Origin of the sequence: Veillonella rodentium (assembly GCF_900187285.1) — a bacterium.
Lineage (GTDB): Bacteria > Bacillota > Negativicutes > Veillonellales > Veillonellaceae > Veillonella > Veillonella rodentium.
In genome coordinates this window covers 1954364-1980482 of record NZ_LT906470.1, presented here as the reverse complement: position 1 = coordinate 1980482, position 26119 = coordinate 1954364, and the positions used below count along the sequence as shown (strand labels likewise).

Below are 26119 nucleotides of genomic sequence, written 5' to 3'. Positions count from 1 at the left end.
TTTGTATTACGACTCGGTAATGCCGGATTTGCTCGAGTCGGATTCATCCCGAACAGTTTATAGGTACGATGACGGATTCGCTGTTCCCAGTATGGTTTCGAGTTGAAAAGGAGGCACATATATGTCTGATAAAATGGCTTCAAATGCCGCAAATAGTGAACTGCTAGCTCCTGTGTCATTTGATGAATTTGAGAAACCTACGTATGAAAAATGGCAGGCTGAGGTTGAAAAGGCTTTAAAGGGCGGGGACTTTCATAAAAAGATGTTCACCAAAACCTATGAAGGAATTACTTTACAGCCGATTTATACGCCAGCGTTGCATCAGGAAAAAATTCCGAAGGGAGTGTATCCCGGTGCGGGGCAATTTTTGAGAGGCACCAAGGCGAGCGGCTATATTAAGGATTCCTGGGGCGTGTCGCAATACGTAGATGAGTCGTTACCGAAGGACGCAAATCATGCGAGCCTGTACGAAATTGTCAAGGGCAGTACGATTCATAACATCCGGCTGGATGAAGCGACGCGTCATGATCAGGATGTGCAGGTCGACGCCGCTGTAGGCGAGGGCGGTACATCTTTATCGACTGTTGAAGATTGCACGCAATTATTGGAACGGTTTAACTTCAAAGAAAATCCTCTCTACATCGAGGCCGGTGCATCATCCGCCATCCTGTTGGGGATGATTTCCGCCACTGTGAAAGCGACGAAAAAACAGACGTCCGACCTGAAAGGTCTCGTAGGCGCGGATCCTATCGGCGTATGGGTGAAGGACGGCACGCTGCATATGTCGTTGGACACGGCGTTTGATGAAATGGCACATAGCGTGATCTGGGCTTCCGAACAGGCGCCACAGCTCAAGACTGTCCTTATTTCCGGCGATGCCTATGCAAACGGCGGTGCTAATGATGTGCAGGAAGTGGCTTACGCTCTGGCGACGGCGGCGTGCTATGTTCGTCAGCTGGCGCAACGCAACGTGGATATTCACACCATTGCAAACAGCATGATGTTCACATTCTCCTTAGGGGCCAATTTCTTCATGGAAATTGCGAAATTGCGCGCTTTGCGTGTGATCTGGGCGCGTATCATGGAGGCCTTCGGTGCTGATGAAAGCGATCGCGCGGTGCATGTTCACGGCAGAACATCGGCTTTCACAAAGACCGTATACGATCCGTATGTAAATCTGTTGCGTAACACGACACAGGCATTCTCCGGCGTTGTGGGCGGTTTGGACAGCCTGGAAGTATCTCCGTTTGACCAGCCGATTCGCAAATCCGACGATTTCTCCCGTCGTATTGCGCGTAATATTCAGGTCATGTTGCAGACAGAATTCGAATTGCGTCAACCTGTGGATCCTGTAGGCGGTTCCTGGTATGTGGAAACCTTGGCGGCCGAACTGTGTGAAAAAATCTGGGCCGAATTTCAGACTATTGAAGCGAAAGGCGGCATTGTCGCCGCATTGAAGGAAGGGTATCCGCAGGTGCAGGTGAAAGCTGTATTGGCAGAGCGGTTCGAGAACCTGGCATACCGCAAAGACGTTGCCGTAGGGAACAACATGTATGCGAACATGACCGAAGAACTCTTGGATCCTAAGCCTGAAAATCAGGATACATTGCGTCAAAAACGGACGGCGCAAATCGAGGCGTACCTGGCCGGAGCCGATCCTGATGCGGTTGCGAAAGCTCAGGCGGCGCTGGAGGCGAGTACGACGGAACCGGGCGCATTGATCGGACTTATCGAACTGGGGGCGTTGCAGAAATTGACGATGCGTCAAATCCGCAAAGCTTTAGATGCGGGCGATATCTCATCGGAAACGATCGAAGCCATCACGCCTCATCGCTGGACGGAACAATTTGAGGCGCTCAGAATGCGTACGGAAGAATACAAACAACGGACGAAGGACAATGTGAAGGTATTCCTGGCGAATATGGGTCCTATACCGCAACATAAACCGCGCGCCGATTTCTCCACAGGCTTCTTTGAAGTGGCGGCGTTCGAGGTTATCAAGAACGACGGTCATGAAACGACGGCTGATGCGGCGAAGGCGGCTCGTGAAAGCGGCGCCGATGTAGTGGTTATCTGTTCTACGGATGCCACTTATCCTGAATTGGTTCCGCCGCTCGCCAAGGAGTTGAAGGAAACTATGCCGAATGTGACGGTTATCCTGGCAGGGGCACCTCCGAAGGACCTGGAGCCTACCTACCGCGAAGCGGGCGTAGATGATTTCATTTCCGTTCGTGCAAATTGTTACGAAATCTTACATACGTTACAAGATAAGAAAGGGATGTGAGCTCATGTTTAAAAATCCAGACTTCTCCTCTCTTGGCTTGGGAACCCAGACGGCTACATCTCGCGATGCATGGCTTGCTGAACTCCAAAAGGAAACGGGAAAAAGCTTTGAAGAGTTATACAATACGACGATGGAACAGATTCAGGTGAAACCGCTCTATACGGAGAGGGATTATGAAGGAATGACACATCTCGATTACATGGCCGGTGTGCCTCCGTATTTGCGCGGACCTTATTCCACGATGTATGTAACGCGTCCTTGGACGGTTCGTCAGTACGCCGGTTTCTCCACAGCGGAAGAATCCAATGCGTTCTATCGCCGTAACTTGGCAGCCGGTCAGAAGGGTTTGTCTATCGCCTTTGACCTTGCCACTCACCGCGGCTATGACTCCGACCATCCACGCGTTGTGGGCGACGTCGGTAAAGCGGGCGTTGCGGTGGATTCCATCCTGGATATGGAAATTCTGTTCTCCGGTATTCCTCTTGATCAGATGTCCGTATCCATGACCATGAACGGCGCCGTTTTGCCGGTAATGGCGTTCTACATCTTAGCCGGTGAAGAACAGGGCGTAGATAAAAAGGTTATGGCCGGCACAATTCAAAACGATATTTTGAAAGAATTCATGGTGCGTAATACATATATCTATCCTCCGGCTACATCCATGCGTATCATCGGGGATATCTTCGCGTATACATCGCAAAATATGCCGAAGTTTAACAGCATCTCCATTTCCGGTTACCATATGCAGGAAGCGGGCGCTACGGCGGATATCGAATTGGGTTATACATTGGCCGACGGTCTCGAGTACATCCGTACCGGTGTCAATGCGGGCCTTCACGTTGACCAGTTCGCACCGCGCTTGTCCTTCTTCTGGGCTATCGGCAAAAACTACTTCATGGAAGTGGCGAAGATGCGTGCGGCTCGTATGTTGTGGGCTAAGATTATTAAAAGCTTCGGCTCTGAAAATCCTAAATCCATGGCTCTTCGTACACATAGCCAGACATCCGGCTGGTCTCTTACGGAACAGGATCCGTTCAACAACGTGGCTCGTACATGTATGGAAGCGATGGGCGCCGCTTTGGGTCATACCCAGTCACTTCATACGAATGCGCTTGACGAAGCGATCGCATTGCCTACGGACTTCTCGGCGCGTATTGCGCGTAATACTCAACTTTACATCCAGGATGAAACGAAGGTATGTAAGGTTATCGACCCATGGGGCGGCTCCTACTATGTAGAAGCGTTGACCGACGAATTGATTCGTCGCGCCTGGGGTCACATTCAGGAAATCGAATCCCTCGGCGGTATGGCGAAAGCTATCGACACAGGGCTTCCTAAGATGCGTATCGAAGAAGCCGCCGCACGTCGTCAGGCTCGTATCGACTCCGGTCGTGAAGCGATCATCGGCATCAACAAATATCGCTTAGATAAGGAAGATCCGTTGGATATTCTCGATGTAGATAATACGGCGGTACGTGAAGCGCAAATTCGTCGCCTTGAACAATTGCGCGCCAACCGCGATGAAGAAAAGGTTCAATCCTGTCTCGAAGCGATTACGAACGCTACGGAATCGGGCGAAGGCAACTTGCTTGCCCTTGCGCTTGAAGCGGCCCGTGCCCGTGCATCCCTGGGCGAAATTTCCTTTGCCGTTGAAAAGGTGTGCGGCCGTCATAAAGCGGTTATCCGTTCCATCTCCGGCGTATACTCCAGCGAATTTGAAGATGACGATGTGATCAGGGAAGTACGTCAGATGGCGGATGATTTTGAAGAAATCGAAGGTCGTCGTCCTCGTATCATGATTGCCAAGATGGGTCAGGACGGTCATGATCGCGGCGCGAAAGTAATTGCTACATCCTTCGCGGATATGGGCTTTGACGTGGATATCGGACCTTTGTTCCAGACTCCGGAAGAAACAGCTCAGGATGCGGTGGATAATGACGTTCATATTGTCGGATTCAGTTCTCTTGCGGCGGGGCATAAAACATTGTTGCCTCAACTTGTAGAGGAACTCAACAAGCGGGGCCGTGGAGATATTTTGGTTGCCATCGGTGGCGTAATCCCTGCTCAGGACTATGAATTCCTACGCGAACATGGCGCAGTGGCTATCTTTGGACCCGGTACAGTTTTGCCGGTAGCGGCGAAAAAATTATTGGAAACCTTGAGCAGCCACGTTCAGGAAGAGTCTAATGACTGATAAGAAACGGACTGCTCCGGATGAATTGCGTAACACGCAGGACGCTACTTTTACCTCCGGTGAAAGTAACGCCCCCGAACTGGGTGTAAAAAACGCAAGCGCCGAGGGCGGTACCTATCGTCCCGACTGGGTGCCGGAAGAAGCGAAAGCGGATGACACGTACGCGTGTCACGTGATGAAGGGCGTCAAGGAAATGCATGACGGCCTCGTGACGAGCTCCGCTCATCTGGCCCCGTCGTCACGACCCGTGCAGCGACGTAAAAAGCTGACCGTTGCTGATTATGTGCACGGTATCGAGCAGGGTGACCGCGTCATACTTTCACGGGCCATTACATTGGTTGAAAGTAATAATACAATGCATTTTCAAACGGCACAGCAGGTGCTGCAGGCTGTGTTGCCCCGTACGGGCAAGGCGTTGCGCATCGGCATAACAGGTGTGCCGGGAGCCGGTAAAAGTACCGTTATTGAAGCCTTCGGCAACATGCTCATTGAAGCGGGTTACAAGGTGGCGGTTCTTGCGGTGGATCCGACGAGTCAGGTCACGAAGGGCAGTATTCTGGGCGATAAGACGCGTATGGAAACATTGACGAAACATCCGAATGCGTATATTCGTCCGTCCCCTGCGGGCGGCACATTGGGCGGCGTAGCCCGTAAAAGTAGAGAAACTATGCTGCTGTGTGAAGCGGCGGGATATGATATTATCCTCGTGGAGACCGTCGGTGTCGGTCAAAGTGAGGTCACCGTCCGCTCCATGGTGGACTTCTTTATGCTCATCGTTCTCACCGGTGCCGGTGATGAACTGCAGGGCATTAAAAAAGGCGTTATGGAACTGGCGGACGCCATCGTAGTCAATAAGGCGGATGGGGATAACCTTAAACGGGCCCTCATTGCGCGCAGCGATTACGACCGGATGTTGCATTACATCCGTCCGGCTACGGAAAAATGGAAGACTCGGGCCTATACTTGCTCGGCTGTTACTAAAGACGGCCTGCCCGAGCTATGGGAGGTTATCGAAGAGTTCGCCGAACAATGCAAGGAAAACGGAGTGTTCCTCAAACGACGTCAGGAACAGTCCTTACAATGGGTGCGCGACATGATTGATGAACACTTGCACAACCTGTTCTTTAATAATGTTGTCATTCAAGGGCGCATGGGCGAAGTGGAAGCGGCCGTACTGAACGGTAAAATGAGCGAATCGCAGGCCGTAGAAGAACTGATCGGAATCTTTGATAAATCGATTAAATAGAAAAATAATGAAAAGAGGCCCGACATCTATACGGCATTTGATTGCTTTACCATGTAAAGGTGAAGCTGCTGTATAGAGATATCGGGTCTCTTTTATTTGCGTGATTATGTGATTCTTAAGGGTATCTTTATATGCTCTATAGTTAGTGGCGGATAAATATAATAGGTCAACTTCATAGATGATGGTATTGTAATGTTACATTGTCTTTTCTACGAGGGCCTCCTGTAGAATTTGTGAAAAGTTAAGGTTTTTGGCTAATGCGCGTTCATTCAACCATGCCGGAATGGTCAGCGTTTTCTTTACTGATCTGCTGTTTTTAGCTAAATCGATATCCGTTTGCACGAGTGTAGGATAGGTGGATTTTGTACACGGTAAATTGCGAATGGAAGTGGCTTCAGGCAGAGTTCCGCCATCCTCAAGTGCACCTAAGATGAATAATTCCATTGCTTCCTGAGCATTTGTTAATAGCTCTGTCAGCGTTGCCCCTGTGCTGCTGGAGTATTCCAAATCGGGAAATTCAGCCCATAAACCGTCGCCATCATCATGGATAACAGCAGGATATATAAATTTCATAGGTCCTCCTCATATCAGTCCTGTACGTTTTAAAATAGCGTTTAATAATCCGGCGGGTACATCTCTTCCGTGAACCGTGATTACTTCCACTTTATCACCTTTCTTTAATCGGTGGTAACTGCCGCGCTGCCGGACATCCTTCCAACCGTTTTTTTGAAGTAGCTTAAGTAAATCCTTGTCCTTCATATACTCTCCTTATATGATAGCACGTGTACACGTGTTTAACAATTATTACATAGGACTTTCTTGATTTTATTTGTAGTGTAGCATTTTTTTCGGTGAAAGTGCGGTGACTAATAATCACGGAGGTTCTTAATGGTCACTTGACATTTTTGCGTGTATATTTTTCTTATGAGATACGAAAAAACATGATATAATTATTTCCAATAGAGTCCGATATATATGGACTTTTGGAGGTTTAGCATGGACAGTATTATTCATTTATTTTCAGCAGGCGGATTTGTAATGGTTCCGCTATTTATTTTTCTCGTCGCGACATGGATGATCGGTGTGGAGCGTGTGTTGTTGTATCGCCGCTTTCAGAGGGATCTGAAAGCAGTCACGAAGTCTATGGAACAGCAGCCGTCGTGGGTGATGTTGCCGACCGTGGTGGAACGCGACGCCGAGGAGCTCGGTGAATTATTGGCGACGCCGATGCGTCGCGCCCGTAATTATACGGCGCTTGAAAATCGATTACAGGACGTTATCGGCTATGTGGACGAGCGATTGAAGCGCGGTCTCGGATGGCTCAGCATGATTGTAACGATGGCGCCGCTGCTTGGTTTATTGGGTACCGTGCTCGGTATGATTCGCGCCTTTGCCGTTGTAGGTGGCGACATCGGGGCCCCTACTGTCATTACCGGCGGCGTATCGGAGGCGCTCATTGCGACGGCGACGGGCCTTACGGTCGCCATCATAGCGCTCGGCTTTCACAGTTACTGTGCGGCGCGCGTAAATGATTTCATCAATGAATTGGAGCATGCGTGCGGGGCCATTTTAGACGTATATAACGAGGATTCATCCGTATGAGACGACGTACATTAGGTGTAAAAAAGGAACCGGCCATCATGATTATCCCCATGATCGATATCGTGTTTTTTCTGCTCGTATTTTTCATGATCGGCACGCTGTACATGAATTCGGAGCAGCAGATTCCGATCAGTTTGCCGAGTACTTCGACTTCATCGGCGAAGTCCATCGAGCCGAAAACGATTACGCTCACCTCGAATCATCGGCTGTTCCTCGATGACAGCGAGCTTGACGGAGAGGCGTTGGCCGGTGCGGTGCAACAGATCGTGACGGAAAATCCGCGGCAGGCTTTTGTCGTTCGTGCCGCCAAGGATGTCGTGTATAACGATGTCATTACGTTGCTTGATCTGCTCAAGGTGAACGGCGCCAAGTATATTAGTGTAGCGACGGAGCGCAAATAGGCTATGCTGGATACGAATTATAAGAAACCGTTCGTCATCGCCGTCATTATCAGTTCCCTGTGGACCTTTGCGTTCGGCCTGTCTCTGCAGCAGATGGGAGGTACGGGCTTCGGCGGGGACATCATGACGGAAATCACCTTTGATGTCGACAGTGATGGTGAAAGCTTCGGTACTGAAACGGGCAAGGTGGAGCTTCATCATGCGGACCCGGCGGCTACCGATGCGGCAAAGGGCAATACCGATAATGATAAGTCGGCACAGGAGGAGAAACATACGGAAACGGTTGAGCCGAAACAGACCGCAGTGAATAATCTCTATTCGACGCCGGACGTTAATACGCCGAAACATATGGAATGGGGTTATGTGCGCAATACGGATTCCGTGAATCAGTCGGATGAGCCTGTAGCGGAGATGCAGGACGGGCTTACTAAATCGAAAGAAGGGGAGTCTGAGCAAAAATCCTTCGGTTCATTTTCCCGGAATAAGAAAAATCCAAATTCAGGAATTTATGACGGTACGAACGGGAATAATTTACCCGATCAGGAATCCGATCTATCCTTTATGAGCCCTGTGGCATTAGGACTGCTTTCACGAGGGTTACAGGAGGAATTGAAGCCGACATCGGAACGAAATGCGACGAGCTTTTTGAAACGTGTGCAGGAACAGGCCCGTCAATCGCATTTGCAGGGCGCCGTGGCGGTGAAAGTGCATTTCGGCGAGTCCGGCGAAGTGGTGGGTACGCGAATTATCGACGATAAGGTGGCGCCGGCCATCAAAGACGAGGCGCTTCGCATCGTGAAACACAGTGGCACCATTGAAAACAATTTAGGACACCCTACGACATTGACTATACCTGTCGTATTAGGCGAATAAGTTTTAAGAGAACTTATTCGCTTTTTTGTAGTATGTTAGATTATAGAAAGGTTTATTAAATGAGTTTATTAAATAAGGAATCTTGTGATCAGGAAAGATTCTTGAAACCGGTTATCAGTAAATATCATAATATGTTGAGCGCTTATACGGTGAAAGAATTAGAAGAGTGGGCCATCGAATTACAATGTACTAATACAATGACAGATATCAAAAGTAAAAATTTCAGTATGATAACAATTATATTTATAATATTTAATGTGTTTTATTATATGTTGAATTATTATTTTCATGGTGCTTTTTTAGAAAAAATTGGGGGTATTTTTTCAGATTCTTTTTCTTTACCCTCTTTATCAAGTTTAGCGTTTGAATATTTTATTATAAATATACTTTTTTTGGTGGGGATAACTGTTGCTATACATTTTTATTTATTGAGGCGTGTAATTAATTTTATACCAAACAACTACTGGACAGGAATTTTTTGGTGTTTAACGGTAATCTATGGTGTTTTATTTCTTATTGGATCGATTTCAGCTGTTGAGCGAAGTATATACAATATTATTAATTTCTTTTCGAGTCTATTTTTGCTTATGTTATTATTACGAGAGTATTTTGATGCACGTAAGTTAAGGAGAGTTACATTATTAAAAATTATACAGTTAGAGTTAGATCATAGGCGTGATAGGATGTCAAGCATAAATGTTCGGCGTAAATATGTTAAAGGATTACGTTAATTTATAAAAATAAAGGGCTATAATCTATCAAAATTCTTGTTGACTGATTATAGCCTTTTACATTATTGATTGGTAAATATTGTCTTAGTTGAATTGTATACCGCCGTATATACGATAGCGCCGCCGATAAAGAGCGTCACCTGCATCGGTGTGCTGAACTGATCGGCACGCCACAATGCGAATGCGTAAAAGAACATGGTGATGAGCATGATGAGGAAGGCGATGATAACGCGCACATTCGTGTGTACCGCGAGGGATGTGCTGATGCGGGATTTATTCAGCATAACGTAGAGTAAGGATACGAGAATATCCGCTGTAAAGATGGAGAAACTATAGTTTATATCGAACTCGCCAAAGAGTACAACGGCCAAGCCGATAAAACTGAGTCCGAAGAATAAACGCAGGATAGTGCCCGTAGTATCTGATTCGCTGCGCTGAGCGCGGCGTTCTTTTCTGTTTAACGACGACATGGAAACCTCCGAAGTATAAATGCTTCAAAATTGAAATGTATATGATGTGTATAGTATATCATGTATCGAGAAACTATATACAGATGGCTTTCAGAATAAATTGTATAGATGGTTTATTAGAATAAATAGGGGGATAAAGGGGGGATATAGCATATAGATAGCTTTTAGAATAAAGAGCATATATAAAACTTCACAAAAATACGAACAATTAGAAAATTTAATATATTTATCATTCGGAAGTTAAGGCCGAACTGATTGAACGACCCTTGCACATATGGTACAATAAGCCTATCAATACTAGCTTTTATCATGCAAAGGAGACATCATGATACCACGTTATACACGAGAAGAAATGGGCCATATTTGGAGCGAACGCAACGAGTTCGATACGATGCTGCTGGTGGAAACACTGGCATCCGAAGCGCAGGCGGAGCTCGGCGTTATTCCTAAAGAGGCGGCGAAAATCATTCGGGATAAGGGCAATTTCGACGTTGAGCGTATTCATGAAATCGAGAAGGAAACGAACCATGACATCATTTCCTTCGTGACGGCAGTGGGCGAATACGTCGGCCCTGAAGCGGCTAAGTATATCCATCTCGGTCTTACATCTACCGACGTGAAAGATACGGCGCTCGGTTATATGATGAAGCAGGCGTGCGATATTCTGCTTGCCGATTTACGGAAACTGCACGATGTACTGCGCCGCCGCGCCGCTGAATTTAAACATACGCCGATGATCGGTCGTACTCACGGTATTCACGGCGAGCCTACCACATTCGGCTTGAAACTGACCTTGTGGATGGCGGAGGTGGAACGCGATATTGAGCGTCTGGAACATGCCCGTAAGAATGTAGCCGTCGGCAAGTTGTCCGGTGCGGTCGGAACGTACTCCAATATCGACCCGTTCGTGGAACAGTATGTATGCGAAAAATTGGGGCTTGAACCTGTGAAAATCGCGACGCAGGTGGTGCAGCGTGATCGCCATGCGGAACTGATCTCCACCATCGCTGTCATCGGCGGCACCTTGGATAAAATCGCGTTGGAAATTCGTCATCTGCAACGTACGGAGGTTCGTGAGGCGGAGGAATACTTCAGTCCGAAACAGAAGGGATCCTCCGCGATGCCGCATAAACGCAATCCGATTACCTGTGAAAGAATCTGCGGCTTGGCCCGTCTGCTTCGCGGATATGCCCAATCCGCCTATGAAGACCAGGCGTTGTGGCATGAACGCGACATTTCTCACAGTTCCGTGGAACGCGTTATTCTGCCGGATGCGACGATTACACTGAACTATATGCTTCATTTGACGACACGTACCATCGATAAATTATTGGTATACCCTGAAACGATGCTCAGAAACTTGAACCTTACGGGGGGCCTCGTATTCAGTCAGACGATTTTGACGCATCTCGTCGATAAAGGCGCCGTTCGCGATGAAGCGTACCGCTGGGTTCAGAAATATGCGATGGAACGATGGCTTGAAGGTAAAGATTTCGCGACCGGTCTGAAATCCGATGAAAATATCAGGAAATATATGACCGATGAAGAAATCGACGCGTGCTTCGATCCGTATAAGCTTCTGAAACATGTAGATACCATCATGGCGCGGTTCGGGTTATAATTTTAACGATAAAGGTCGAATGCGATTCAAGATACTTATGTAAATTATGAATTAAGTCGATGCTTGAAATGTGTTCGGCTTTTTCTTCTTTGTGTGATGCTATATTTTTGTATAGTACTTACATATAAAACGTGAAGGGATATGGCAGGTATAGACAAAAAACGACTTGGCGCTGCCCGTTAGGGCGGAGGTGGCCATTGGAGGCTTTTTGTCTATCCTGCCCTTTATTTATAGGAGATTATATATGAAAAGTACTGTACGAAAATATGCACCTCCTATTTTCCACTGCATCAATGATTTCGGGCAAGGTTCGCTCGCGGCGCTGCTTCCGTTTTTCATTGCGAATTTCGGACTTAATTATTATCAGGCGGCTACCGTTATTTTCTGCAATACTGTAGTGGCGTCCATCGCCCAGCCTGGTCTGGGATATGTGGCGGACCGGTGGCGTGTGCCCTGGTTTATTCCGCTCGGTTTTACGGTTTGTCTCGTGTCCATCAGCGCCATTTCGATGGCTGCCGGCTATGAGATGATTCTGTTTCTGTCCCTCATGGCCGGTATCGGCGCCGCTCTGTTTCATCCGGAGGCGGCGCTTCTGGTCAAGCGTACGCAGTCTCATGAGATCGGTAATGCGATGGGACGCTTCGCGGTAGGCGGCAGCGCGGGGTTTGCGCTGGGTCCTCTCATTGCGGGCGGCGTTTATATCTTCGGTTTGAACTATTTGTGGATATTCACCGTCATTGCGCTTCTCGGCACGGGTCTTTACTGTTACGCCTTCACAGGTGATTATGAAAGCTCCTTAACTCGTAAAAGTGACCGCCCCGTCGACTCTTCTGCCGTTAATGACTGGCGGAGTTTCGGTAAACTGTTTTTTATTATCGCGTCACGGTCCATTCTGTTTTCCGTGCTGTCCATTTTTATTCCGATTCTGTATATTACGGTAATCAATGGCGCTCCCGAAACATCAAGCTTGGCATTGACCGCATATTTCGCTCTTGGCGGTGTTCTTACCTATGTGGGCGGCCGGTTATCCGACCGCATCGGTTTTCTGAAAACTGTTAAACTCGGCTATATCGTGTTCTTACCGTCCATATTGGCTTTTATTTATATTCCTGATATGTGGGGCTTTTTCGGGGCCATGATTCCGATGGCGTTCGGCGTGTTCTCTCAATACGGGCCGTTGACTGTGCTGGGGCAAAAGTATCTGGCTAAGAATGCCGGATTTGCATCGGGCGTCACGCTCGGGTTAGGAATTACTTTAGGCGGTCTTGTATCACCGTATGTAGGACATCTGGCGGATCTTTACGGTGTACAAACGGCATTGCAGATACTGGTGCCGGTCGGAGTCGTAGGTCTTGTTATGAGTTTCTTACTGCGGGAACCGTAATCTTTAAGAACTTGAAAGTGTAAGAACTCAGGAGGTGATTAATAGTCACCTCCTGTTTGCATGCATATTGAACGTTATATTTCTATAGTAGAAGTGTATAGAGTTTCGGTTGTTCGTGTATTTGTTTCATAACAGTTGCAGTCCTCTTAAAATGAATCGCAGTACATTGGCCTGTTTAGCGTACCATTCACGTCGGTTATGGACGGACATTAACTGATTGATGGCAAGTGTACCGCTGACAATGAAACGGAAAATGAGGGACGCATCTTCCTCAGAGAGATCGTTTTCCTTCATAATGGTGGGAACGATTTTAGGTTTTTCCGCTTCGTAAATTCTGTCCGTAACGAGCGGCGCAATCGTGATGTCGGTAAACAGGGCATGGTATTCAGGTATGTGGATAAGTCTGTGACATGGCGGCAGCTGCTCCGCATGATGCATCAAAATATACGGATCATCACTTTTGAGCAGTTCGACGAGATTTTTCATCATGCCCTGACATTCGTAATTGGAGATACTGTTGACGAGAATAAGGGCGTCATCGATGATGTCGTGCAGCAGAGCGTAGATGTCGGTGTAATGAAAATAGAATGTGGATCGTGTAATATGTGCCTCCGTACAGATGCTGGTAATACGGATTTTTGTGAATGATTGTGTCTGTAGCAGCTTTAAAAATGCGCATTTTATACATTGTTTTGTATTCTGTTTATCAGTGACTGGTATGTTAGAATGTATCATGAATATACCCTTTCTAGTATGATGTGAAATTATCGTAACATTACAGGCTGAAAGTATACAAGACAATATCAGAAAGATTGTACAGAATTGGAAAAGTGTACGTTGAGAACTGTTCCTGTATATGTTAGCATAAAGTAAATCGATAGTTATCTATATAATGGGCTGTCATAACCGATTGTCGGGCATATTATATATGTGTGCAGGTGTTCGGGCTGTATTTGTTCATTATCGGATAGCCGATTTATTATGTTATCTTTAAGGAGGTTCAGATGGAACTATATAAGAATTTTGACGGAAAACCGCCGGTAATTGACGTTGATGATGCGGTAATGCTGCTTATCGATCATCAAAGCGGATTGTTCCAATGTATTAACGATATGTCTTTCAAACGTGTACGCGATCATGCTGTCGCATTGGCGGAAGTGGCGACGATGGCCGACATCCCGGTTATCACAACCGCATCCTTACCGCAGGGCCCCAATGGTCCGTTGATTCCTGAAATCCACGAAGCCGCCCCTCATGCCGTATATGTACCTCGCCGCGGTGAAATCAATTCCTGGGATTGCCCTGAATTCGTAGAAGCTGTAAAAGCGACCGGCAGAAAAACACTTATCATTGCCGCCACCGTGACCAGCGTATGCTTGGCATTTCCGGCAATTGCGGCTGTTAATGAAGGTTATCGCGTATTTGTGATTCCTGATGCTTCCGGGACATATTCCAAAATGGCGCAGGAAGTATCTACACTTCGTATGATGCAGGCCGGTTGCGTACCTATCGATACCGCTGCAGTACTGGCGGAAATTCAGAAAACCTGGAAACGCCCTGATGATCAGGCGTGGGCAAAAGTCTGGACCCGTATCTTTACAAATTATGAATTACTGCTTGAAAGTTATGCGAAAGCTAAGCAGGTTACGGAAGATCATGAGGTATGGGATACAAACCGTCCGTAACTCAACACTATAACTGCTTTATAATTATTATGCAGCCGGCATGTTTTCATGCCGGTCTGTTTTATGGCGGTTTTTATATGAGGCTGAGTTCTGCGTGCGGATGTAAGAACCGTTATATGGAAATTCTTGTAAATTATTAAAATTTAATTGTATGCAACTGTTATATTGACAACTTCTTAACCTGTGATAAGATGTAAATAAGCCAAATATATCGACAAAAATCGATATATAATTAAGGCCGGATTCAAGCTTGAAATAATGGACAGTGAAAAATAAAACTTGGCGAATTTTATTCTTAAGTTAACAAGGAAATTGATACTATGATACGTGAAATTCAAACTACGGTACAGGGATATAGAGTCGTTGACGGTGCAGGAGTGCAACTAGTACGTGTGCTGGGCGGTGAAACGGTTAAGGAATTTAATCCGATTCTGATGCTCGATTCTTTTGACAGCACGGATCCCGACGATTATAAGGCGGGGTTCCCAATGCATCCGCATCGCGGTATTGAAACGATCAGTTATGTATATAAAGGCGGCATGGTGCATCGCGATAATCTCGGACATCAGGCATCCGTGACCGGCGGTGAGGTGCAATGGATGACGGCCGGTTCAGGTATCATGCATGAAGAACTCGTGCCGAAAGCGGAACATCTTTTAGGGGTGCAACTGTGGCTTAATCTGCCTAAAGAGCATAAAATGGCCCCGCCTAAATATCGTCCTGTTACAAATGATATGATCGAGGATATCGAATTTGACGGCGGTTACCTTCGTCTTCTGGCCGGTTCATACAAAGATCATACAGGTTATGAAGGGCAGTATTTGCCTCTTAACTATTATGACGTACATCTGGATAGGGGGAACACGTTTACTCATACCGTGAAAGAAGACGCATCCATCATGCTTTTCACATTACTCGGTGAAATTGACATCAACGGCAGACATGTATCCGCTAAAACGGCGGTAAAACTCGGTGCCGGTGATATGGTGACGTTTACAGCGACCGAGGATGACACACAGGTTCTTTACATCGAGTCGATCGCCATCCCCGATGAAGTGGCATGGGCCGGGCCTATCGTAATGAATACGCAGGAGGAACTTCGCGAAGCCTATCGGGAACTTCAGAACGGGTCGTTCATCAAGGAAGGTATGGAGTTGTAAAGCCGGATAGAATAGTTATCCTTCATATAGTATACTGAAGGTGAGATTTTATTAAATGAAAGGTTTCATAATGAGTGATGTAAAAGTTTATGAAAATGACGATATTGTCATCGAGTGGAGGCGAGATAAATGTCAGCATGCCGCTAAATGTGTAAAAGGACTGCCGAAGGTGTTCAACCTGAAAGCTCGCCCCTGGATTAATGTAAACGGCGCCGATGCGGATACTGTTGCCGGCATTATCGATACATGCCCGTCCGGCGCACTAAATTATAAACGCAAATAACGGCGCCGGGACTGTTCAGGAACAATTGACTTGTAATTTAACTGTTTTCACGATCTGCGTAGAAATGAGGCTATAATGGTAGAAATTAAATTTGAACGGGACAATAACCGTGCCGCCGCTTATGATAACGGTAAAAATATGGGGGAAAGTACATTTTCCCAATCCGCAACGATGTGGATTATCGATCATACGCTCGTCGAAGACGGGTACGGGGGACAGGGCATCGCCGGTAGGCTTGTAGCGGAAATCGTACGGCACGCCCGTGAAGAAGGCGTAAAAATCCTTCCGCTGTGCCCGTTTGCAAAAGCGGAATTTGATAAGAAAGAGGAATACGCGGACATACGGGTGTAAGAAACCGGAATATCGCGTATGTACATACATCCTTCGTTACACTGCCGAATATTTTGCGGGAGTAGGGAATTTTCAGCGGAGGATGTATTTTTTATTGCCCGATCGATAACGGGCAGTAAAAGTTGCCGGATATGTGCCGATATAATATAAAGCTTTCACAGAGCCCGAACATTGTTGTATAATGAATATGGATTAATTCGACTTTCACATGGAGGATATATACATGGCAACAAGTATGGTTATCGGCACTCAGTGGGGTGACGAGGGTAAAGGTAAAATTGTTGACTGTCTTGCGGAACGGGCTGATGTGGTTGTCCGCAGTCAGGGAGGGAACAATGCGGGTCACACCGTGGTGGTGGATGATAAAGCATTTGCACTTCGCCTGTTACCGAGCGGTATCCTGTATGATAATAAAACGAATATCATCGGCACCGGTGTCGTTATCGATCCCAAGGTGCTGCTGGGGGAAATCGCAGGTCTTGAAAAAGAAGGTAAATCCGCGAAAACGCTTACAATTTCCGACCGTGCTCATCTGATCATGCCATATCATATCGCTCTCGATACGGCTGAGGAAGCGTCCAAAGGGGATGCGAAAATCGGCACGACCAAAAACGGTATCGGTCCCTGCTATGCGGATAAAATCAACCGTATCGGCATTCGCGTCTGCGATCTGTACGATATGGACGTGTTCAAGGAAAAATTGGCGTATAATGTGGAATTTAAAAATAAAATCCTTCGCAACGTATATGGTGCGGACGGCGTAAATTATGACGAAATTCTGGCGGATTACATCAACTATGCCGAGGCGTTGAAACCGTATGTGACGGATACGAATATTGCCTTGCTGAAAGCGGTGAAAGCCGACAAAAAGGTATTGTTTGAAGGTGCGCAGGCGACGATGCTCGACCTTGATCACGGTACATATCCGTTCGTAACATCATCTCATCCGATCGCCGGCGGTGCGTCCACCGGCGCCGGTATCGGACCTAACTATCTGAAAAATATTTTCGGTGTCGTGAAAGCATACGCTACGCGCGTTGGGGCCGGTCCGTTCCCTACGGAACAGCTTAATGAAATCGGTGAAAACCTTCGCAATCTCGGCCATGAATTCGGCACCGTAACAGGTCGCCCGCGCCGTACGGGGTGGCTCGATCTCATGGTTGTTAAATATGCGGCCGGTCTTAACAGTCTGGATTATCTCGCCATTACGCGCCTCGATATTCTCGATTCGTTCAAGGAATTGAAAATCTGTGTGGGCTATAAACTGAACGGTAAAGACGTGGAAGGCCTCCCGGCTAATTTGAAGGATTTGGAAGCTTGCGAACCAGTGTATGAAACATTACCGGGCTGGGAAACGGATATTTCCGGCATTCGTGAATACGATAAATTGCCTGAAAATGCCCGCAAATACGTTGAACGTATTGCAGAGGTAACAGGTGTGCCTTTGGGAATCGTATCCGTCGGTCCTAACCGCAACCAGACAATCGATTTGGTGAAGATATTCTAAACGATATGCAGTTAATTGGAGCGTGTCCTTCGGGGTACGCTCTTTAGTTCTGTTAAAACTGGCAGGGTGAACGGTGCAAGATTCGTGTAGGCTTTAATCCATAAATAGAATACACTTTTATATTCCTGACCGGATATTCTATAGAAATATATTGCATAAAATCAGTATATATGCATACATGAGCATAACAAAATGTGTCTATATGTTGTAAATTTATTCGGTATATTCCACGAGGATGCCAACATATGTGGACATTTTCTATAATTTTGTGGTTAAATTTTACTACATAAATAAAAGTTGTATATTCAAAAGAAATTATTAACATACGGATAAACAGAAAAAAATAGATTTACTTTTAAAAATAGTATATAATAAAGTAAATAAGTAGATAGATATTATTTGATATGGATTTTGAGGAGTTTATAGATATGGTTGAAGTTTCCTACGAACGCTTAGCGACAATTTTTAAAGCCCTTAGTGATGAAACGAGATTGCATATCATCGATATGTTGTCCTGTAACGAATTATGTGCCGCAGATATCTTGGCCAGCTTTAACTTGTCTCAATCGACATTGAGTTATCATATGAAGATCTTAATCGATGCGGGTGTGGTAAATTCTCAGCGCAACGGTTTGTGGACCCGTTATTCCATCAATGAAGCGACATTCGAAGATATTCTGGAGATCATTCCTCAACTGTACAAAACGAAGGATGAATGTATTTGTGCACAAATTAAATACTGCCGTATTTCGGATCACGAAAAAGAAGTGTAATTTATGAGACGTTGGATTATGCATGTTGACATGGATGCATTCTTCGCGTCCATAGAACAACTGGATCATCCGGACTATCAAGGTCATCCCGTCATCGTGGGTGGCCTTTCTTCACGTGGTGTCGTGGCGACCTGCTCCTATGAGGCGCGTAAATTCGGGGTTCATTCGGCAATGCCCATATCGCGGGCCAGGAAACTGTGCCCCGACGGCATTTATGTGTATCCTCGGATGGATCGCTATAAAGAGGTGTCGCATCAGATTTTTTCCATTATGAAAGAATTCACGCCCTACATAGAGCCCCTATCTATCGACGAAGCCTTTCTTGAGGTGAGCGGCATGTCCACCATGTACAAAGGGCCAAAGGAATTAGGCCGGGCCATTAAAAATCGCGTGTATAAGGAAACGGGGCTCATCATTTCCGCCGGACTGGCACCGAATAAATTTCTCGCCAAGCTCGCATCCGATCTGGATAAGCCGGACGGTCTCGTTGTCATTCCTTACGGCCGTGAGAAACAGGTGTTGGCACCGTTGCCGATCAAGCGCATCTGGGGCGTAGGCCCTCATACGGAAAAATGCCTTAAAAAGGGCGGCTTTCACATTATGCAGGATATTCAGTCCCTGTCTGATGAAAGCGCTCTCATACCCCTCGTGGGAAACCAGGCGCGGCGTATTTGGGAACTGGCGAACGGCATCGATAATCGGCCTGTTGAAACGGACCGTAAAATACAGTCCGTCGGGGCCGAAGAAACATACGAAGAGGATTTATCGGACGGCAACAACATCGCTCTTGAGTTTCGGTACTTTGCGAACCGCCTGTCAAAGCGCTTGCGCAAGCGGAATCTGCAGGGGCATACCGTGTCGATCAAGGTTCGTTACGGCGATTTCAGCACCGTGTCCAGGCAGAAACGGCTCGAAACACCGACGGATCATGAGCATATATTCTACGAAACGGCACAGCTGCTGTGGAATAAATTGATGGCGGACCATACTTCGGGATGCGGGGCCCTCGCCGGTAAGGCAGGTAATATCAGGGATGCGTCTAGGACTACCGCCGGCGGACCGGTTGCAACGGTTGCTCGAGGTGGAGGCTCACATACGGCAGGTGCCGCAGAATTTATTAAACCTCAGAAACCGGTTCGTCTGTTGGGTTTATCCGTCAGCGGTCTCGATGAGGAGGTTCCTGTACAGGACAGTCTCTTTGTGTCGGAGCAGGATACAACGGAGGATAAACTGGCGGACGTTCTGGATGCGCTGGAATCGAAGTTCGGCGAGACCGCCGTCATGAGCGGAGCCCTGTGGCGACGCTTTCATGGAGAGGCGGGGGCCCGTCGAAAACGGTCCGAATTGAAATCCGCAACAGATGCAGGCACAGCGGATGACAAATTACCGCTCGACGAAGATTCTGATTAAATAGTCTTGATATCGCCGGTCTCTATCCTTTATAGATTGTTTATATTGAATACTTTCACGAATATAATCATTCATGATACAATATGAACATAGAATTAATAAATTACCGCAAGAGAGGTAAAGATATGAGTATATTTCGCGTAGCCATCCATTATGGCAATAACAGCAATGGGGTTCTATCTTACGATACGGATACGAAGACGGTGGCCGTTGATCTGCCTGAACAGGAATGGGTTAATAAGGTGTTAGCCTATCTGAACGAAGAACATGCCATTGAAAATGCAACGGGGCTTGATACGTATGAACGATTGAACGTAAGACCCCTCGATTCTTTGGAGAATTTGAAATTGGCGCTGACCCGTATGTGGGAAGCCATCGATGTGCAGGTCGACTGGAGTCGCCCGGCATAATTAAAATGAAAACACCTTGTCTCTACAGGTTTTGTAGTGGACAAGGTGTTTTGTTGTATCTGAATAGTTCGCCTGTTGCTTTATTGCCTATTCATTAAATTCTTTACCGGTCAGATCATGATACATCAATAATTTAGCCAGTTCATAATGTGGATTACCCGGCCGGAGTTGATGTTTCGGGAATTTGAATACATAATCCGTTTCGTTTTTGTTTGCGTGTATGCCCTTCATATCCTCGGAATGACTCATGGAAATGGTGTGGGTTCCCGGATTAATATAATATACGTTCACATCCAGGCTGAAAGCTTTCGTTTCGCCCTTGCGCATGATGGTTTGCAGAATCATGGCTGAAATAGCTGTGGTATCATCTTTCTCACCTAATAACTGTTTAGATGTGTAGTCTGCGTAATCCGCATACACATAGATATCACCCGACTTTGCCTTGTCGTAATCCCGTGTATAGGCCTCTACCATACGCAAATCGAGTTGTCTACCCAATGGTCCGGAGAACATTTCACTTTGTAATTTGCGCGTCTCACTGACAGGAGGATAGTATGGTATCGGTGTTAAGCCTTTTAACATTTCTGCACGAGTTTGATTCTTCCGTTTGGCACGGTGTTTTTCAGTGATTCTATTTAAGCGTTCACGTTCTTTCAGCGCCGCCTTTTCCTGTTCCTCTCTCGTCTTGAAGGTTTGGACAGATACAACGCGGTTGTCTTCGATCGTCAGGGTTGAATAAATCGGGTCATCTGCCTGTACAGGGGCATCTGCATATACTGAAAGTATGCTTAATGCGGCTAATAGTGAACCTGTGATAACAGAATATTTAAATGCTTTCATTATGTAACCTCTTTCAAAATGGGGGACATTTAATATCACTATACTAATAGTCGTATTATATCACAATCCTTGCATATATAGATTTAAAAACGATATAATAAAGTGTACATGCGTCTATAGCTCAGTAGGATAGAGCAGCAGTTTCCTAAACTGCGTGTCACTGGTTCGATTCCGGTTAGGCGCACCAGTAGAGATTTAATAGGCATAAGGTTTTGTATAACCTTATGCCTATTTTGCCGTCATTACTTTTGTATTATTCTTTAATTCAATTTTAGATAAAATTGAAGAGATCTAAAATTTTTGCGGAGTGTCTTATTTTAGGTTTTAAAACTTAAAGTTAATAATATAATACATAAATTAGGTTTTGAAACCTAATTTATGATATACTATATATGATATCAGGTTTTAAAACCTATTTTTGTAAGGAGGTGTAAGATGTCTTTAATATCACGTCCACACTATTTAGATTTTTTACGGCGTCACCGGGATAGACCGATTATTAAGGTTGTTTCAGGTATACGACGTTGTGGTAAATCTACATTATTTAAACTATTTCAAGATGAGTTACTATCTGACGGGGTAACGGCAGAACAGATTATTGATATTAATTTTGAGTTGATTGAATATGATAATTTACGAGATTATCGGGCTTTATACGAGTACATTAATGAACGTATTATTCCGAATACAAGAATGTATATTTTTCTTGATGAGATTCAGCATGTGTCGCAGTTTGAACGTGTAGTGGATAATTTCTTCATACAAGATAATATAGATATATATATTACTGGTTCCAATGCGTATTTTATGTCTTCTGATATGGCTACATTACTTACGGGGCGTTATGTACAAATTGAAATGATGCCTCTATCTTATGAGGAATATGTTGATGCTTATAGTGAAAGTGGACTTTCACGAATGGCGTTATATAAAAAATATGTAAGCGAAGGTTCATTTCCGGGGCTTTTGCATATGTCCGATGATTGGCAGGGACGGCAGGATTATTTACAAGGTTTATTTAATACTGTTATTTTGAAAGATATCGTTGATCGATTAAAAATTGCGGATATTAAATTGCTTGAAAGTATCGTGAGATATATTCTGGCCAATATAGGGAGCCTGATTAATCCTACAAAGATTGCGAACTCTTTAACGAGTGCCGGACGTAAGGTGGATAATAAAACTGTGGAACGTTATCTTAGAGGGTTAGAGGACAGTTTGTTATTATATGAAGTGGAGCGTTTTGACGTACGTGGTAAGGAATTATTGCGGCTGCGTCCTAAGTATTATGTAGTGGATACAGCTTTTAAGCAATTTCTTTTACCTGAAGTCGATCGTGATACGGGGCATATTTTAGAAAATATCGTTTATCTTGAATTGCGTCGCCGAGGTTATAATGTTTATGTCGGACAATTAGCAAAGGGTGAAGTTGATTTTGTTGCACAAAAACCTGGCGGCATATTAGAGTACTATCAGGTGTCGGAAACCGTATTAGATCCGAATACGCGAGAGCGAGAATTAGCACCACTGGAAGCCATTAGAGATCAATATCTTAAATACTTACTTACGATGGATGAAATTTATAAGACTAATAATTATAACGGCATTCAGCAATATAATGTGCTGGACTGGTTGTTGGGTGAATCCTTATGAGCATTTACAATTGGATCCAAGAAAAACTCTTCCATAACTACGAAGAGTGGCATATGAAGAGCCCTGATTATAATCGGAACGGTTTTAATATAGTTGGCATAGATAATACATTAAAGGCCATGCAAGATGGATTTTTCATGTACATGGAATTGTATCCGCCGCATGCCATCGATGGTTGTACAGCGATGAAAGCGCGCGTAGGGAAAACGCAGGATGCAGTAGATATACTTTTAGACATCGATAATAAAACCTATTGTATGGCTGATGTGAGTTATCCAGATGCGGTACGGATGATGCGGACTTTTGTGAAAAAACGCAGAGTACCTGACCGTAGTTTGTGTGTAGAAGTAGCAAATCTAGATTTGGAGCAGATGCGAGCGACATTTACAGAGCTGGCAACGTTATTGCTGGGCGATGCTAAACTAGCTAAATCATTCATGGCCAAGGCAAAGTTAGATTCTATGGAAGATTTAGAAGATAGTTGGTGGAACTTCTATGAGAAATTGCTATCTAGAAGACGTGCCGTAGAGCTCAATTGGAAATGTGAACTAGAGGATTTTCTTCATAATGTACAGAAATTAATACGTAACAAGGTTTTAGATACTGGTGAAGATTTAACTGTTGATACAGCAGCTTTAGATGAGGAGCAATGTATTACGAACTGGAGTGCATATCTTAACTCTACATGGGAAGCCCATAAGTTAGTAGGTATGGACATCGGAAGCGATAGCTTTGTACTTATGGTGCTTTCAAATGAGGAATACAATAAAGCACAAGAGCTTGCAAGAGATCTGTTACATAGAATTGATGTAGCTGAGAGATTATGATGTTAGCCGCGAATCGGGTGTTAAGGCACTGGAATTCCTACTGATTAAAAGTTGGACGCTGTACTACAAAGAGGGCCCCAGTAATTTACTAGGGCGCTTTGTGTAAAGAAAACAGTATATTTGATATAATGAAAGCAAATAATAAAAGCGTGTGTTAAGCGGTATTGTTAAATACTGCCGGCGATATCAGCGATTTTGTCTAAGAAGCGCCGGCGTTTTTCGTCTGAGCTGTTTTCCGTGTCCGCCAACTGGGTATGTGTAACCGGTTTGATGCCGCAGGATTTCAGAACCTGATTTTTCAATACCTTGCCATAGTCCTGGATAAACGGCGTCAGAAAGGCGGGGGTGTTATGGGTGGTGATAATCCAGGCGGATTTTCCCTGTAAATGTCCTATAAGACCTCTTTTACCGTATGAATAGGCAAAGCCTGCTGTAAACACGCGATCGATAAAGCCTTTGAGCATAGCCGGCATACCGCTCCACCAAATCGGGTAGATAAAGATAATATGGTCCGCCCGGGTAATCAGATTGCGATAGGTTTCTATGTCCGGCACGGTGCTTAAATCGCGCCGCTTATGCGTGTCATCAAATTGCAATACGGGGTCGAACTGTTCCTCATATAAATCCAATGTGTTCACATTGTGGTTCTTTGAAAGATTCTCCTGAACTGCTTTCAGAATGGCATAGTTAAAACTCTGATGGTTGGGATAGGTGTAAATGATTAAGATATTCATGACGAGTTTCTTTCTGTCGGGGTAACATCAGCTGCCTGGAATCGGGTGATTGAACGTATTAAATCGATCGGCCGGGATTAACCGAATAGCAAAAATGATAGTATACCCTATGTATAATATGATGATATCTGTACTCAGTTAAGGCTTGGTGAAGAGCATTTCATTTGCGGCTGTTGACATAAAGTTATATGATATAGGCATGTGATATGTTTTATTCACATGTCTATTTTAATTGTATAAGGAGGACGCTATGCAACACGTTCCAACCCGCAGTGCTACGTTCACGTTAGTACTCACAGCCGTATTGATTGCCCTCGCCACATTGCTCACAATGTACACCAAAATTCCGGTGCCCGGCATTCGCGGCTATTTCAATGTAGGTGATGTCGTTATCATGATATCCGCTCTGTTACTGGGGCCTAAACAGGGTGCCTATATCGGTGCCATCGGGCCGGCTTTAGCCGATTTATTTCTCGGCTATACCGTATTCGTGCCGATTACCTTTGTTGTGAAAGGCATCGAAGGTTATCTTGTAGGCACACTATATAATAAAACGTCCGTAACATCCGCATTGGTGGCGACCGTCGTAGGTGGTATCGTTATCGTCGCAGGCTACTTTATCGCCGAATACTTTGTGTTTGATCCGGGCGTAGCCGTTGCAAGTATTTTGACTAATACTATTCAAGCGGTTATGAGCGTTATTATTAGCATGATACTCTATGCGATTTTGCGCAAAAGACTTGGATAGTAAATAGGGAGACTCTATCAAGAGTCTCCCTTTGTTAGTTATAAATAGACTAATATTTATTAATAGATTTTTATTGCATAGAACATAAGTTCGGTTTATAATGAACTTAAGATAGTCGAATGAGGTTGGGCAGCCCTTTTTCTTTGAAGGGGGTGAAAGCCTATGAATGCTTATGAAGTCATTATGATTGTCCTCGGGATCTTAACTGTCGTTATTTCCTTTGGAGCATTGATAGTGCTGATTTGTCGCAATAACGACAAATAGCCCTTCGTTACCAACTGGTAGCTGAAAACGAAAGGCCATTTCTGCATGTTTTATAATGTTTTGGGATGAGCCTGACGGAACCACTCGTCGACTATCTCTTTATTACATTATAATGAGATTGGCGTATATCGTCAATCTGGATGCGTCGTGTAATGTACATAATATAATAATGCTGCTGAGAGGGTCCGTAGGGATCCTCTATTTTTGTTGCCGTCGTTCCCTAATTACAGTACGTTTCGTTCTTCAAAGACTGTTTTCACCGTAAACAGTGCATTCAGCACGCGTGGAAATCCCGCATAGGGGATGCAGTGGGTGCAGATTTCTACGATTTGCTCGGGCGCGATACCGACATTGAGTGCCGCATTGGTATGTACTTTCAGCTGAGCCTCGCAACCGCCCAGCGTTAACAGGGATGCGAGCGTAATCAGTTCCCGTTCCTTGAAATCCAGGTTGGGGCGCGTGTAGATGTCGCCGAACAGTTCGACCAATAAATCGGCTATGGCCGGTGAAATCTCTTGAATTGTGTTATACACCTCCTCGCCGTGCAGCCCGTCAATCTGTTTTAATGTGTTCATGCCGATGTTAAAACGTGTTTCTTTCATAATTATTACCTCCGTCTAGACGTATGATATATGCTCGAGTATACTTGAGGTCAAGGTGGTGAAAGT

The 26119-nt window shown here is 45.3% G+C and carries 27 protein-coding genes and 1 tRNA gene; 21 read left to right on the top strand and 7 right to left on the bottom strand.

The features are described from left to right. Positions 1–121 precede the first annotated feature (121 nt). From CKV62_RS09125 to meaB, 3 genes are read left to right on the top strand one after another with little or no spacing between them, the layout of a single operon-like run. Positions 122–2284, top strand: coding sequence for a methylmalonyl-CoA mutase family protein (locus CKV62_RS09125; RefSeq protein ID WP_095066628.1), 2163 nt, complete (start codon positions 122–124; stop codon positions 2282–2284). Between the two features lie 4 nt (positions 2285–2288). Next, the gene (gene scpA / locus CKV62_RS09120) at positions 2289–4478 is read left to right on the top strand and encodes a methylmalonyl-CoA mutase (protein WP_095066627.1); all 2190 of its coding nucleotides are present in this window, start codon (positions 2289–2291) and stop codon (positions 4476–4478) included. Then, positions 4471–5724, top strand: a complete 1254-nt coding sequence (gene meaB, locus CKV62_RS09115) for a methylmalonyl Co-A mutase-associated GTPase MeaB (RefSeq protein WP_095066626.1) — start codon at positions 4471–4473, stop codon at positions 5722–5724. The genes scpA and meaB overlap by 8 nt, the downstream gene beginning before the upstream one ends. A gap of 195 nt (positions 5725–5919) precedes the next feature. Here meaB and CKV62_RS09110 read toward each other — a convergent pair whose 3' ends face one another. Next, the gene (locus CKV62_RS09110; protein WP_095066625.1) at positions 5920–6297 is read right to left on the bottom strand and encodes a type II toxin-antitoxin system HicB family antitoxin; all 378 of its coding nucleotides are present in this window, start codon (positions 6295–6297) and stop codon (positions 5920–5922) included. 9 nt (positions 6298–6306) lie between these two features. Beyond that, positions 6307–6483: a type II toxin-antitoxin system HicA family toxin gene (locus CKV62_RS09105; protein WP_095066624.1), complete on the bottom strand. Its 177-nt coding sequence runs from the start codon at positions 6481–6483 to the stop codon at positions 6307–6309. 237 nt (positions 6484–6720) lie between these two features. Between CKV62_RS09105 and CKV62_RS09100 the strand changes: the two genes are divergently transcribed. The 4 genes from CKV62_RS09100 to CKV62_RS09085 are packed head-to-tail and all read left to right on the top strand — an operon-like array spanning position 6721 to position 9331. Further along, on the top strand, positions 6721–7326 hold the full coding sequence (locus CKV62_RS09100) for a MotA/TolQ/ExbB proton channel family protein (RefSeq protein ID WP_095066623.1): 606 nt from the start codon (positions 6721–6723) through the stop codon (positions 7324–7326). Continuing rightward, positions 7323–7727: an ExbD/TolR family protein gene (locus tag CKV62_RS09095; RefSeq protein ID WP_095066622.1), complete on the top strand. Its 405-nt coding sequence runs from the start codon at positions 7323–7325 to the stop codon at positions 7725–7727. The genes CKV62_RS09100 and CKV62_RS09095 overlap by 4 nt, the downstream gene beginning before the upstream one ends. A 3-nt stretch (positions 7728–7730) precedes the next feature. Next, entirely contained in the window at positions 7731–8600 is an 870-nt protein-coding gene (locus CKV62_RS09090; RefSeq protein ID WP_095066621.1) for an energy transducer TonB, read from the top strand. Positions 8601–8659: 59 nt separating this feature from the next. After that, positions 8660–9331 (top strand): hypothetical protein, encoded by a 672-nt coding sequence (locus CKV62_RS09085; RefSeq protein ID WP_095066620.1) that lies wholly within the window; start codon positions 8660–8662, stop codon positions 9329–9331. Positions 9332–9393: 62 nt separating this feature from the next. Here CKV62_RS09085 and CKV62_RS09080 read toward each other — a convergent pair whose 3' ends face one another. Next, the gene (locus CKV62_RS09080) at positions 9394–9801 is read right to left on the bottom strand and encodes a CAAX protease (RefSeq protein ID WP_095066619.1); all 408 of its coding nucleotides are present in this window, start codon (positions 9799–9801) and stop codon (positions 9394–9396) included. A gap of 325 nt (positions 9802–10126) precedes the next feature. Here CKV62_RS09080 and purB point away from each other — a divergent pair, with 325 nt between their 5' ends. Both purB and CKV62_RS09070 read left to right on the top strand, forming a co-directional pair. Beyond that, on the top strand, positions 10127–11422 hold the full coding sequence (gene purB / locus CKV62_RS09075) for an adenylosuccinate lyase (RefSeq protein WP_095066618.1): 1296 nt from the start codon (positions 10127–10129) through the stop codon (positions 11420–11422). Between the two features lie 244 nt (positions 11423–11666). Further along, positions 11667–12806 (top strand): MFS transporter, encoded by a 1140-nt coding sequence (locus CKV62_RS09070; protein ID WP_095066617.1) that lies wholly within the window; start codon positions 11667–11669, stop codon positions 12804–12806. Positions 12807–12932: 126 nt separating this feature from the next. Here CKV62_RS09070 and CKV62_RS09065 read toward each other — a convergent pair whose 3' ends face one another. Next, positions 12933–13541 (bottom strand): TetR/AcrR family transcriptional regulator, encoded by a 609-nt coding sequence (locus tag CKV62_RS09065; protein ID WP_095066616.1) that lies wholly within the window; start codon positions 13539–13541, stop codon positions 12933–12935. 269 nt (positions 13542–13810) lie between these two features. Between CKV62_RS09065 and CKV62_RS09060 the strand changes: the two genes are divergently transcribed. The 8 genes from CKV62_RS09060 (at position 13811) to CKV62_RS09025 (ending at position 20385) form a co-directional block, all read left to right on the top strand. Continuing rightward, the gene (locus CKV62_RS09060; RefSeq protein WP_095066615.1) at positions 13811–14491 is read left to right on the top strand and encodes an isochorismatase family protein; all 681 of its coding nucleotides are present in this window, start codon (positions 13811–13813) and stop codon (positions 14489–14491) included. 320 nt (positions 14492–14811) lie between these two features. Continuing rightward, positions 14812–15651, top strand: a complete 840-nt coding sequence (locus tag CKV62_RS09055) for a pirin family protein (protein ID WP_095066614.1) — start codon at positions 14812–14814, stop codon at positions 15649–15651. A gap of 55 nt (positions 15652–15706) precedes the next feature. Continuing rightward, on the top strand, positions 15707–15934 hold the full coding sequence (locus tag CKV62_RS09050; RefSeq protein ID WP_197696277.1) for a (4Fe-4S)-binding protein: 228 nt from the start codon (positions 15707–15709) through the stop codon (positions 15932–15934). A 75-nt stretch (positions 15935–16009) separates the two neighbouring features. Further along, positions 16010–16285: a GNAT family N-acetyltransferase gene (locus CKV62_RS09045; RefSeq protein WP_197696276.1), complete on the top strand. Its 276-nt coding sequence runs from the start codon at positions 16010–16012 to the stop codon at positions 16283–16285. A 223-nt stretch (positions 16286–16508) separates the two neighbouring features. Next, positions 16509–17792 carry an adenylosuccinate synthase gene (locus tag CKV62_RS09040; RefSeq protein WP_095066612.1) on the top strand — a complete coding sequence of 428 codons (1284 nt, stop codon included), beginning with the start codon at positions 16509–16511 and terminating at the stop codon, positions 17790–17792. Between the two features lie 428 nt (positions 17793–18220). Next, on the top strand, positions 18221–18565 hold the full coding sequence (locus CKV62_RS09035) for an ArsR/SmtB family transcription factor (RefSeq protein ID WP_038117462.1): 345 nt from the start codon (positions 18221–18223) through the stop codon (positions 18563–18565). A gap of 3 nt (positions 18566–18568) precedes the next feature. Beyond that, complete coding sequence (dinB, locus tag CKV62_RS09030) at positions 18569–19975, top strand: DNA polymerase IV (RefSeq protein WP_197696275.1); 1407 nt, start codon at positions 18569–18571, stop codon at positions 19973–19975. Between the two features lie 125 nt (positions 19976–20100). Continuing rightward, the gene (locus CKV62_RS09025) at positions 20101–20385 is read left to right on the top strand and encodes a hypothetical protein (RefSeq protein ID WP_038117461.1); all 285 of its coding nucleotides are present in this window, start codon (positions 20101–20103) and stop codon (positions 20383–20385) included. 87 nt (positions 20386–20472) lie between these two features. Here CKV62_RS09025 and CKV62_RS09020 read toward each other — a convergent pair whose 3' ends face one another. After that, positions 20473–21225: a hypothetical protein gene (locus CKV62_RS09020; RefSeq protein ID WP_095066611.1), complete on the bottom strand. Its 753-nt coding sequence runs from the start codon at positions 21223–21225 to the stop codon at positions 20473–20475. Positions 21226–21335: 110 nt separating this feature from the next. Here CKV62_RS09020 and CKV62_RS09015 point away from each other — a divergent pair. From CKV62_RS09015 to CKV62_RS09005, 3 genes are all read left to right on the top strand, one after another. Then, a tRNA-Arg gene (locus tag CKV62_RS09015) sits at positions 21336–21412 on the top strand. Positions 21413–21660: 248 nt separating this feature from the next. Next, on the top strand, positions 21661–22878 hold the full coding sequence (locus CKV62_RS09010; RefSeq protein ID WP_095066610.1) for an ATP-binding protein: 1218 nt from the start codon (positions 21661–21663) through the stop codon (positions 22876–22878). Further along, entirely contained in the window at positions 22875–23705 is an 831-nt protein-coding gene (locus tag CKV62_RS09005) for a DUF6630 family protein (RefSeq protein ID WP_095066609.1), read from the top strand. The genes CKV62_RS09010 and CKV62_RS09005 overlap by 4 nt, the downstream gene beginning before the upstream one ends. Before the next feature lie 167 nt (positions 23706–23872). On the opposite strand, the gene CKV62_RS09000 is transcribed toward CKV62_RS09005, so the two are convergent. Further along, positions 23873–24439: an NAD(P)H-dependent oxidoreductase gene (locus CKV62_RS09000; protein WP_095066608.1), complete on the bottom strand. Its 567-nt coding sequence runs from the start codon at positions 24437–24439 to the stop codon at positions 23873–23875. 250 nt (positions 24440–24689) lie between these two features. Between CKV62_RS09000 and CKV62_RS08995 the strand changes: the two genes are divergently transcribed. After that, on the top strand, positions 24690–25187 hold the full coding sequence (locus CKV62_RS08995) for an ECF transporter S component (RefSeq protein ID WP_095066607.1): 498 nt from the start codon (positions 24690–24692) through the stop codon (positions 25185–25187). A 488-nt stretch (positions 25188–25675) separates the two neighbouring features. Here the strand turns inward: CKV62_RS08995 and CKV62_RS08990 are convergent, their stop codons facing one another. Next, on the bottom strand, positions 25676–26053 hold the full coding sequence (locus CKV62_RS08990; protein WP_095066606.1) for a carboxymuconolactone decarboxylase family protein: 378 nt from the start codon (positions 26051–26053) through the stop codon (positions 25676–25678). Positions 26054–26119: the final 66 nt, after the last annotated feature.

Excerpts from the sequence above, each read along its gene's own strand:
- CKV62_RS09125 (WP_095066628.1), top strand. The coding sequence starts at position 122 with ATGTCTGATAAAATGGCTTCAAATGCCGCAAATAGTGAACTGCTAGCT.
- scpA (WP_095066627.1), top strand. The coding sequence starts at position 2,289 with ATGTTTAAAAATCCAGACTTCTCCTCTCTTGGCTTGGGAACCCAGACG.
- meaB (WP_095066626.1), top strand. The coding sequence starts at position 4,471 with ATGACTGATAAGAAACGGACTGCTCCGGATGAATTGCGTAACACGCAG.
- CKV62_RS09110 (WP_095066625.1), bottom strand. The coding sequence starts at position 6,297 with ATGAAATTTATATATCCTGCTGTTATCCATGATGATGGCGACGGTTTA.
- CKV62_RS09105 (WP_095066624.1), bottom strand. The coding sequence starts at position 6,483 with ATGAAGGACAAGGATTTACTTAAGCTACTTCAAAAAAACGGTTGGAAG.
- CKV62_RS09100 (WP_095066623.1), top strand. The coding sequence starts at position 6,721 with ATGGACAGTATTATTCATTTATTTTCAGCAGGCGGATTTGTAATGGTT.
- CKV62_RS09095 (WP_095066622.1), top strand. The coding sequence starts at position 7,323 with ATGAGACGACGTACATTAGGTGTAAAAAAGGAACCGGCCATCATGATT.
- CKV62_RS09090 (WP_095066621.1), top strand. The coding sequence starts at position 7,731 with ATGCTGGATACGAATTATAAGAAACCGTTCGTCATCGCCGTCATTATC.
- CKV62_RS09085 (WP_095066620.1), top strand. The coding sequence starts at position 8,660 with ATGAGTTTATTAAATAAGGAATCTTGTGATCAGGAAAGATTCTTGAAA.
- CKV62_RS09080 (WP_095066619.1), bottom strand. The coding sequence starts at position 9,801 with ATGTCGTCGTTAAACAGAAAAGAACGCCGCGCTCAGCGCAGCGAATCA.
- purB (WP_095066618.1), top strand. The coding sequence starts at position 10,127 with ATGATACCACGTTATACACGAGAAGAAATGGGCCATATTTGGAGCGAA.
- CKV62_RS09070 (WP_095066617.1), top strand. The coding sequence starts at position 11,667 with ATGAAAAGTACTGTACGAAAATATGCACCTCCTATTTTCCACTGCATC.
- CKV62_RS09065 (WP_095066616.1), bottom strand. The coding sequence starts at position 13,541 with ATGATACATTCTAACATACCAGTCACTGATAAACAGAATACAAAACAA.
- CKV62_RS09060 (WP_095066615.1), top strand. The coding sequence starts at position 13,811 with ATGGAACTATATAAGAATTTTGACGGAAAACCGCCGGTAATTGACGTT.
- CKV62_RS09055 (WP_095066614.1), top strand. The coding sequence starts at position 14,812 with ATGATACGTGAAATTCAAACTACGGTACAGGGATATAGAGTCGTTGAC.
- CKV62_RS09050 (WP_197696277.1), top strand. The coding sequence starts at position 15,707 with ATGAAAGGTTTCATAATGAGTGATGTAAAAGTTTATGAAAATGACGAT.
- CKV62_RS09045 (WP_197696276.1), top strand. The coding sequence starts at position 16,010 with ATGGTAGAAATTAAATTTGAACGGGACAATAACCGTGCCGCCGCTTAT.
- CKV62_RS09040 (WP_095066612.1), top strand. The coding sequence starts at position 16,509 with ATGGCAACAAGTATGGTTATCGGCACTCAGTGGGGTGACGAGGGTAAA.
- CKV62_RS09035 (WP_038117462.1), top strand. The coding sequence starts at position 18,221 with ATGGTTGAAGTTTCCTACGAACGCTTAGCGACAATTTTTAAAGCCCTT.
- dinB (WP_197696275.1), top strand. The coding sequence starts at position 18,569 with ATGAGACGTTGGATTATGCATGTTGACATGGATGCATTCTTCGCGTCC.
- CKV62_RS09025 (WP_038117461.1), top strand. The coding sequence starts at position 20,101 with ATGAGTATATTTCGCGTAGCCATCCATTATGGCAATAACAGCAATGGG.
- CKV62_RS09020 (WP_095066611.1), bottom strand. The coding sequence starts at position 21,225 with ATGAAAGCATTTAAATATTCTGTTATCACAGGTTCACTATTAGCCGCA.
- CKV62_RS09010 (WP_095066610.1), top strand. The coding sequence starts at position 21,661 with ATGTCTTTAATATCACGTCCACACTATTTAGATTTTTTACGGCGTCAC.
- CKV62_RS09005 (WP_095066609.1), top strand. The coding sequence starts at position 22,875 with ATGAGCATTTACAATTGGATCCAAGAAAAACTCTTCCATAACTACGAA.
- CKV62_RS09000 (WP_095066608.1), bottom strand. The coding sequence starts at position 24,439 with ATGAATATCTTAATCATTTACACCTATCCCAACCATCAGAGTTTTAAC.
- CKV62_RS08995 (WP_095066607.1), top strand. The coding sequence starts at position 24,690 with ATGCAACACGTTCCAACCCGCAGTGCTACGTTCACGTTAGTACTCACA.
- CKV62_RS08990 (WP_095066606.1), bottom strand. The coding sequence starts at position 26,053 with ATGAAAGAAACACGTTTTAACATCGGCATGAACACATTAAAACAGATT.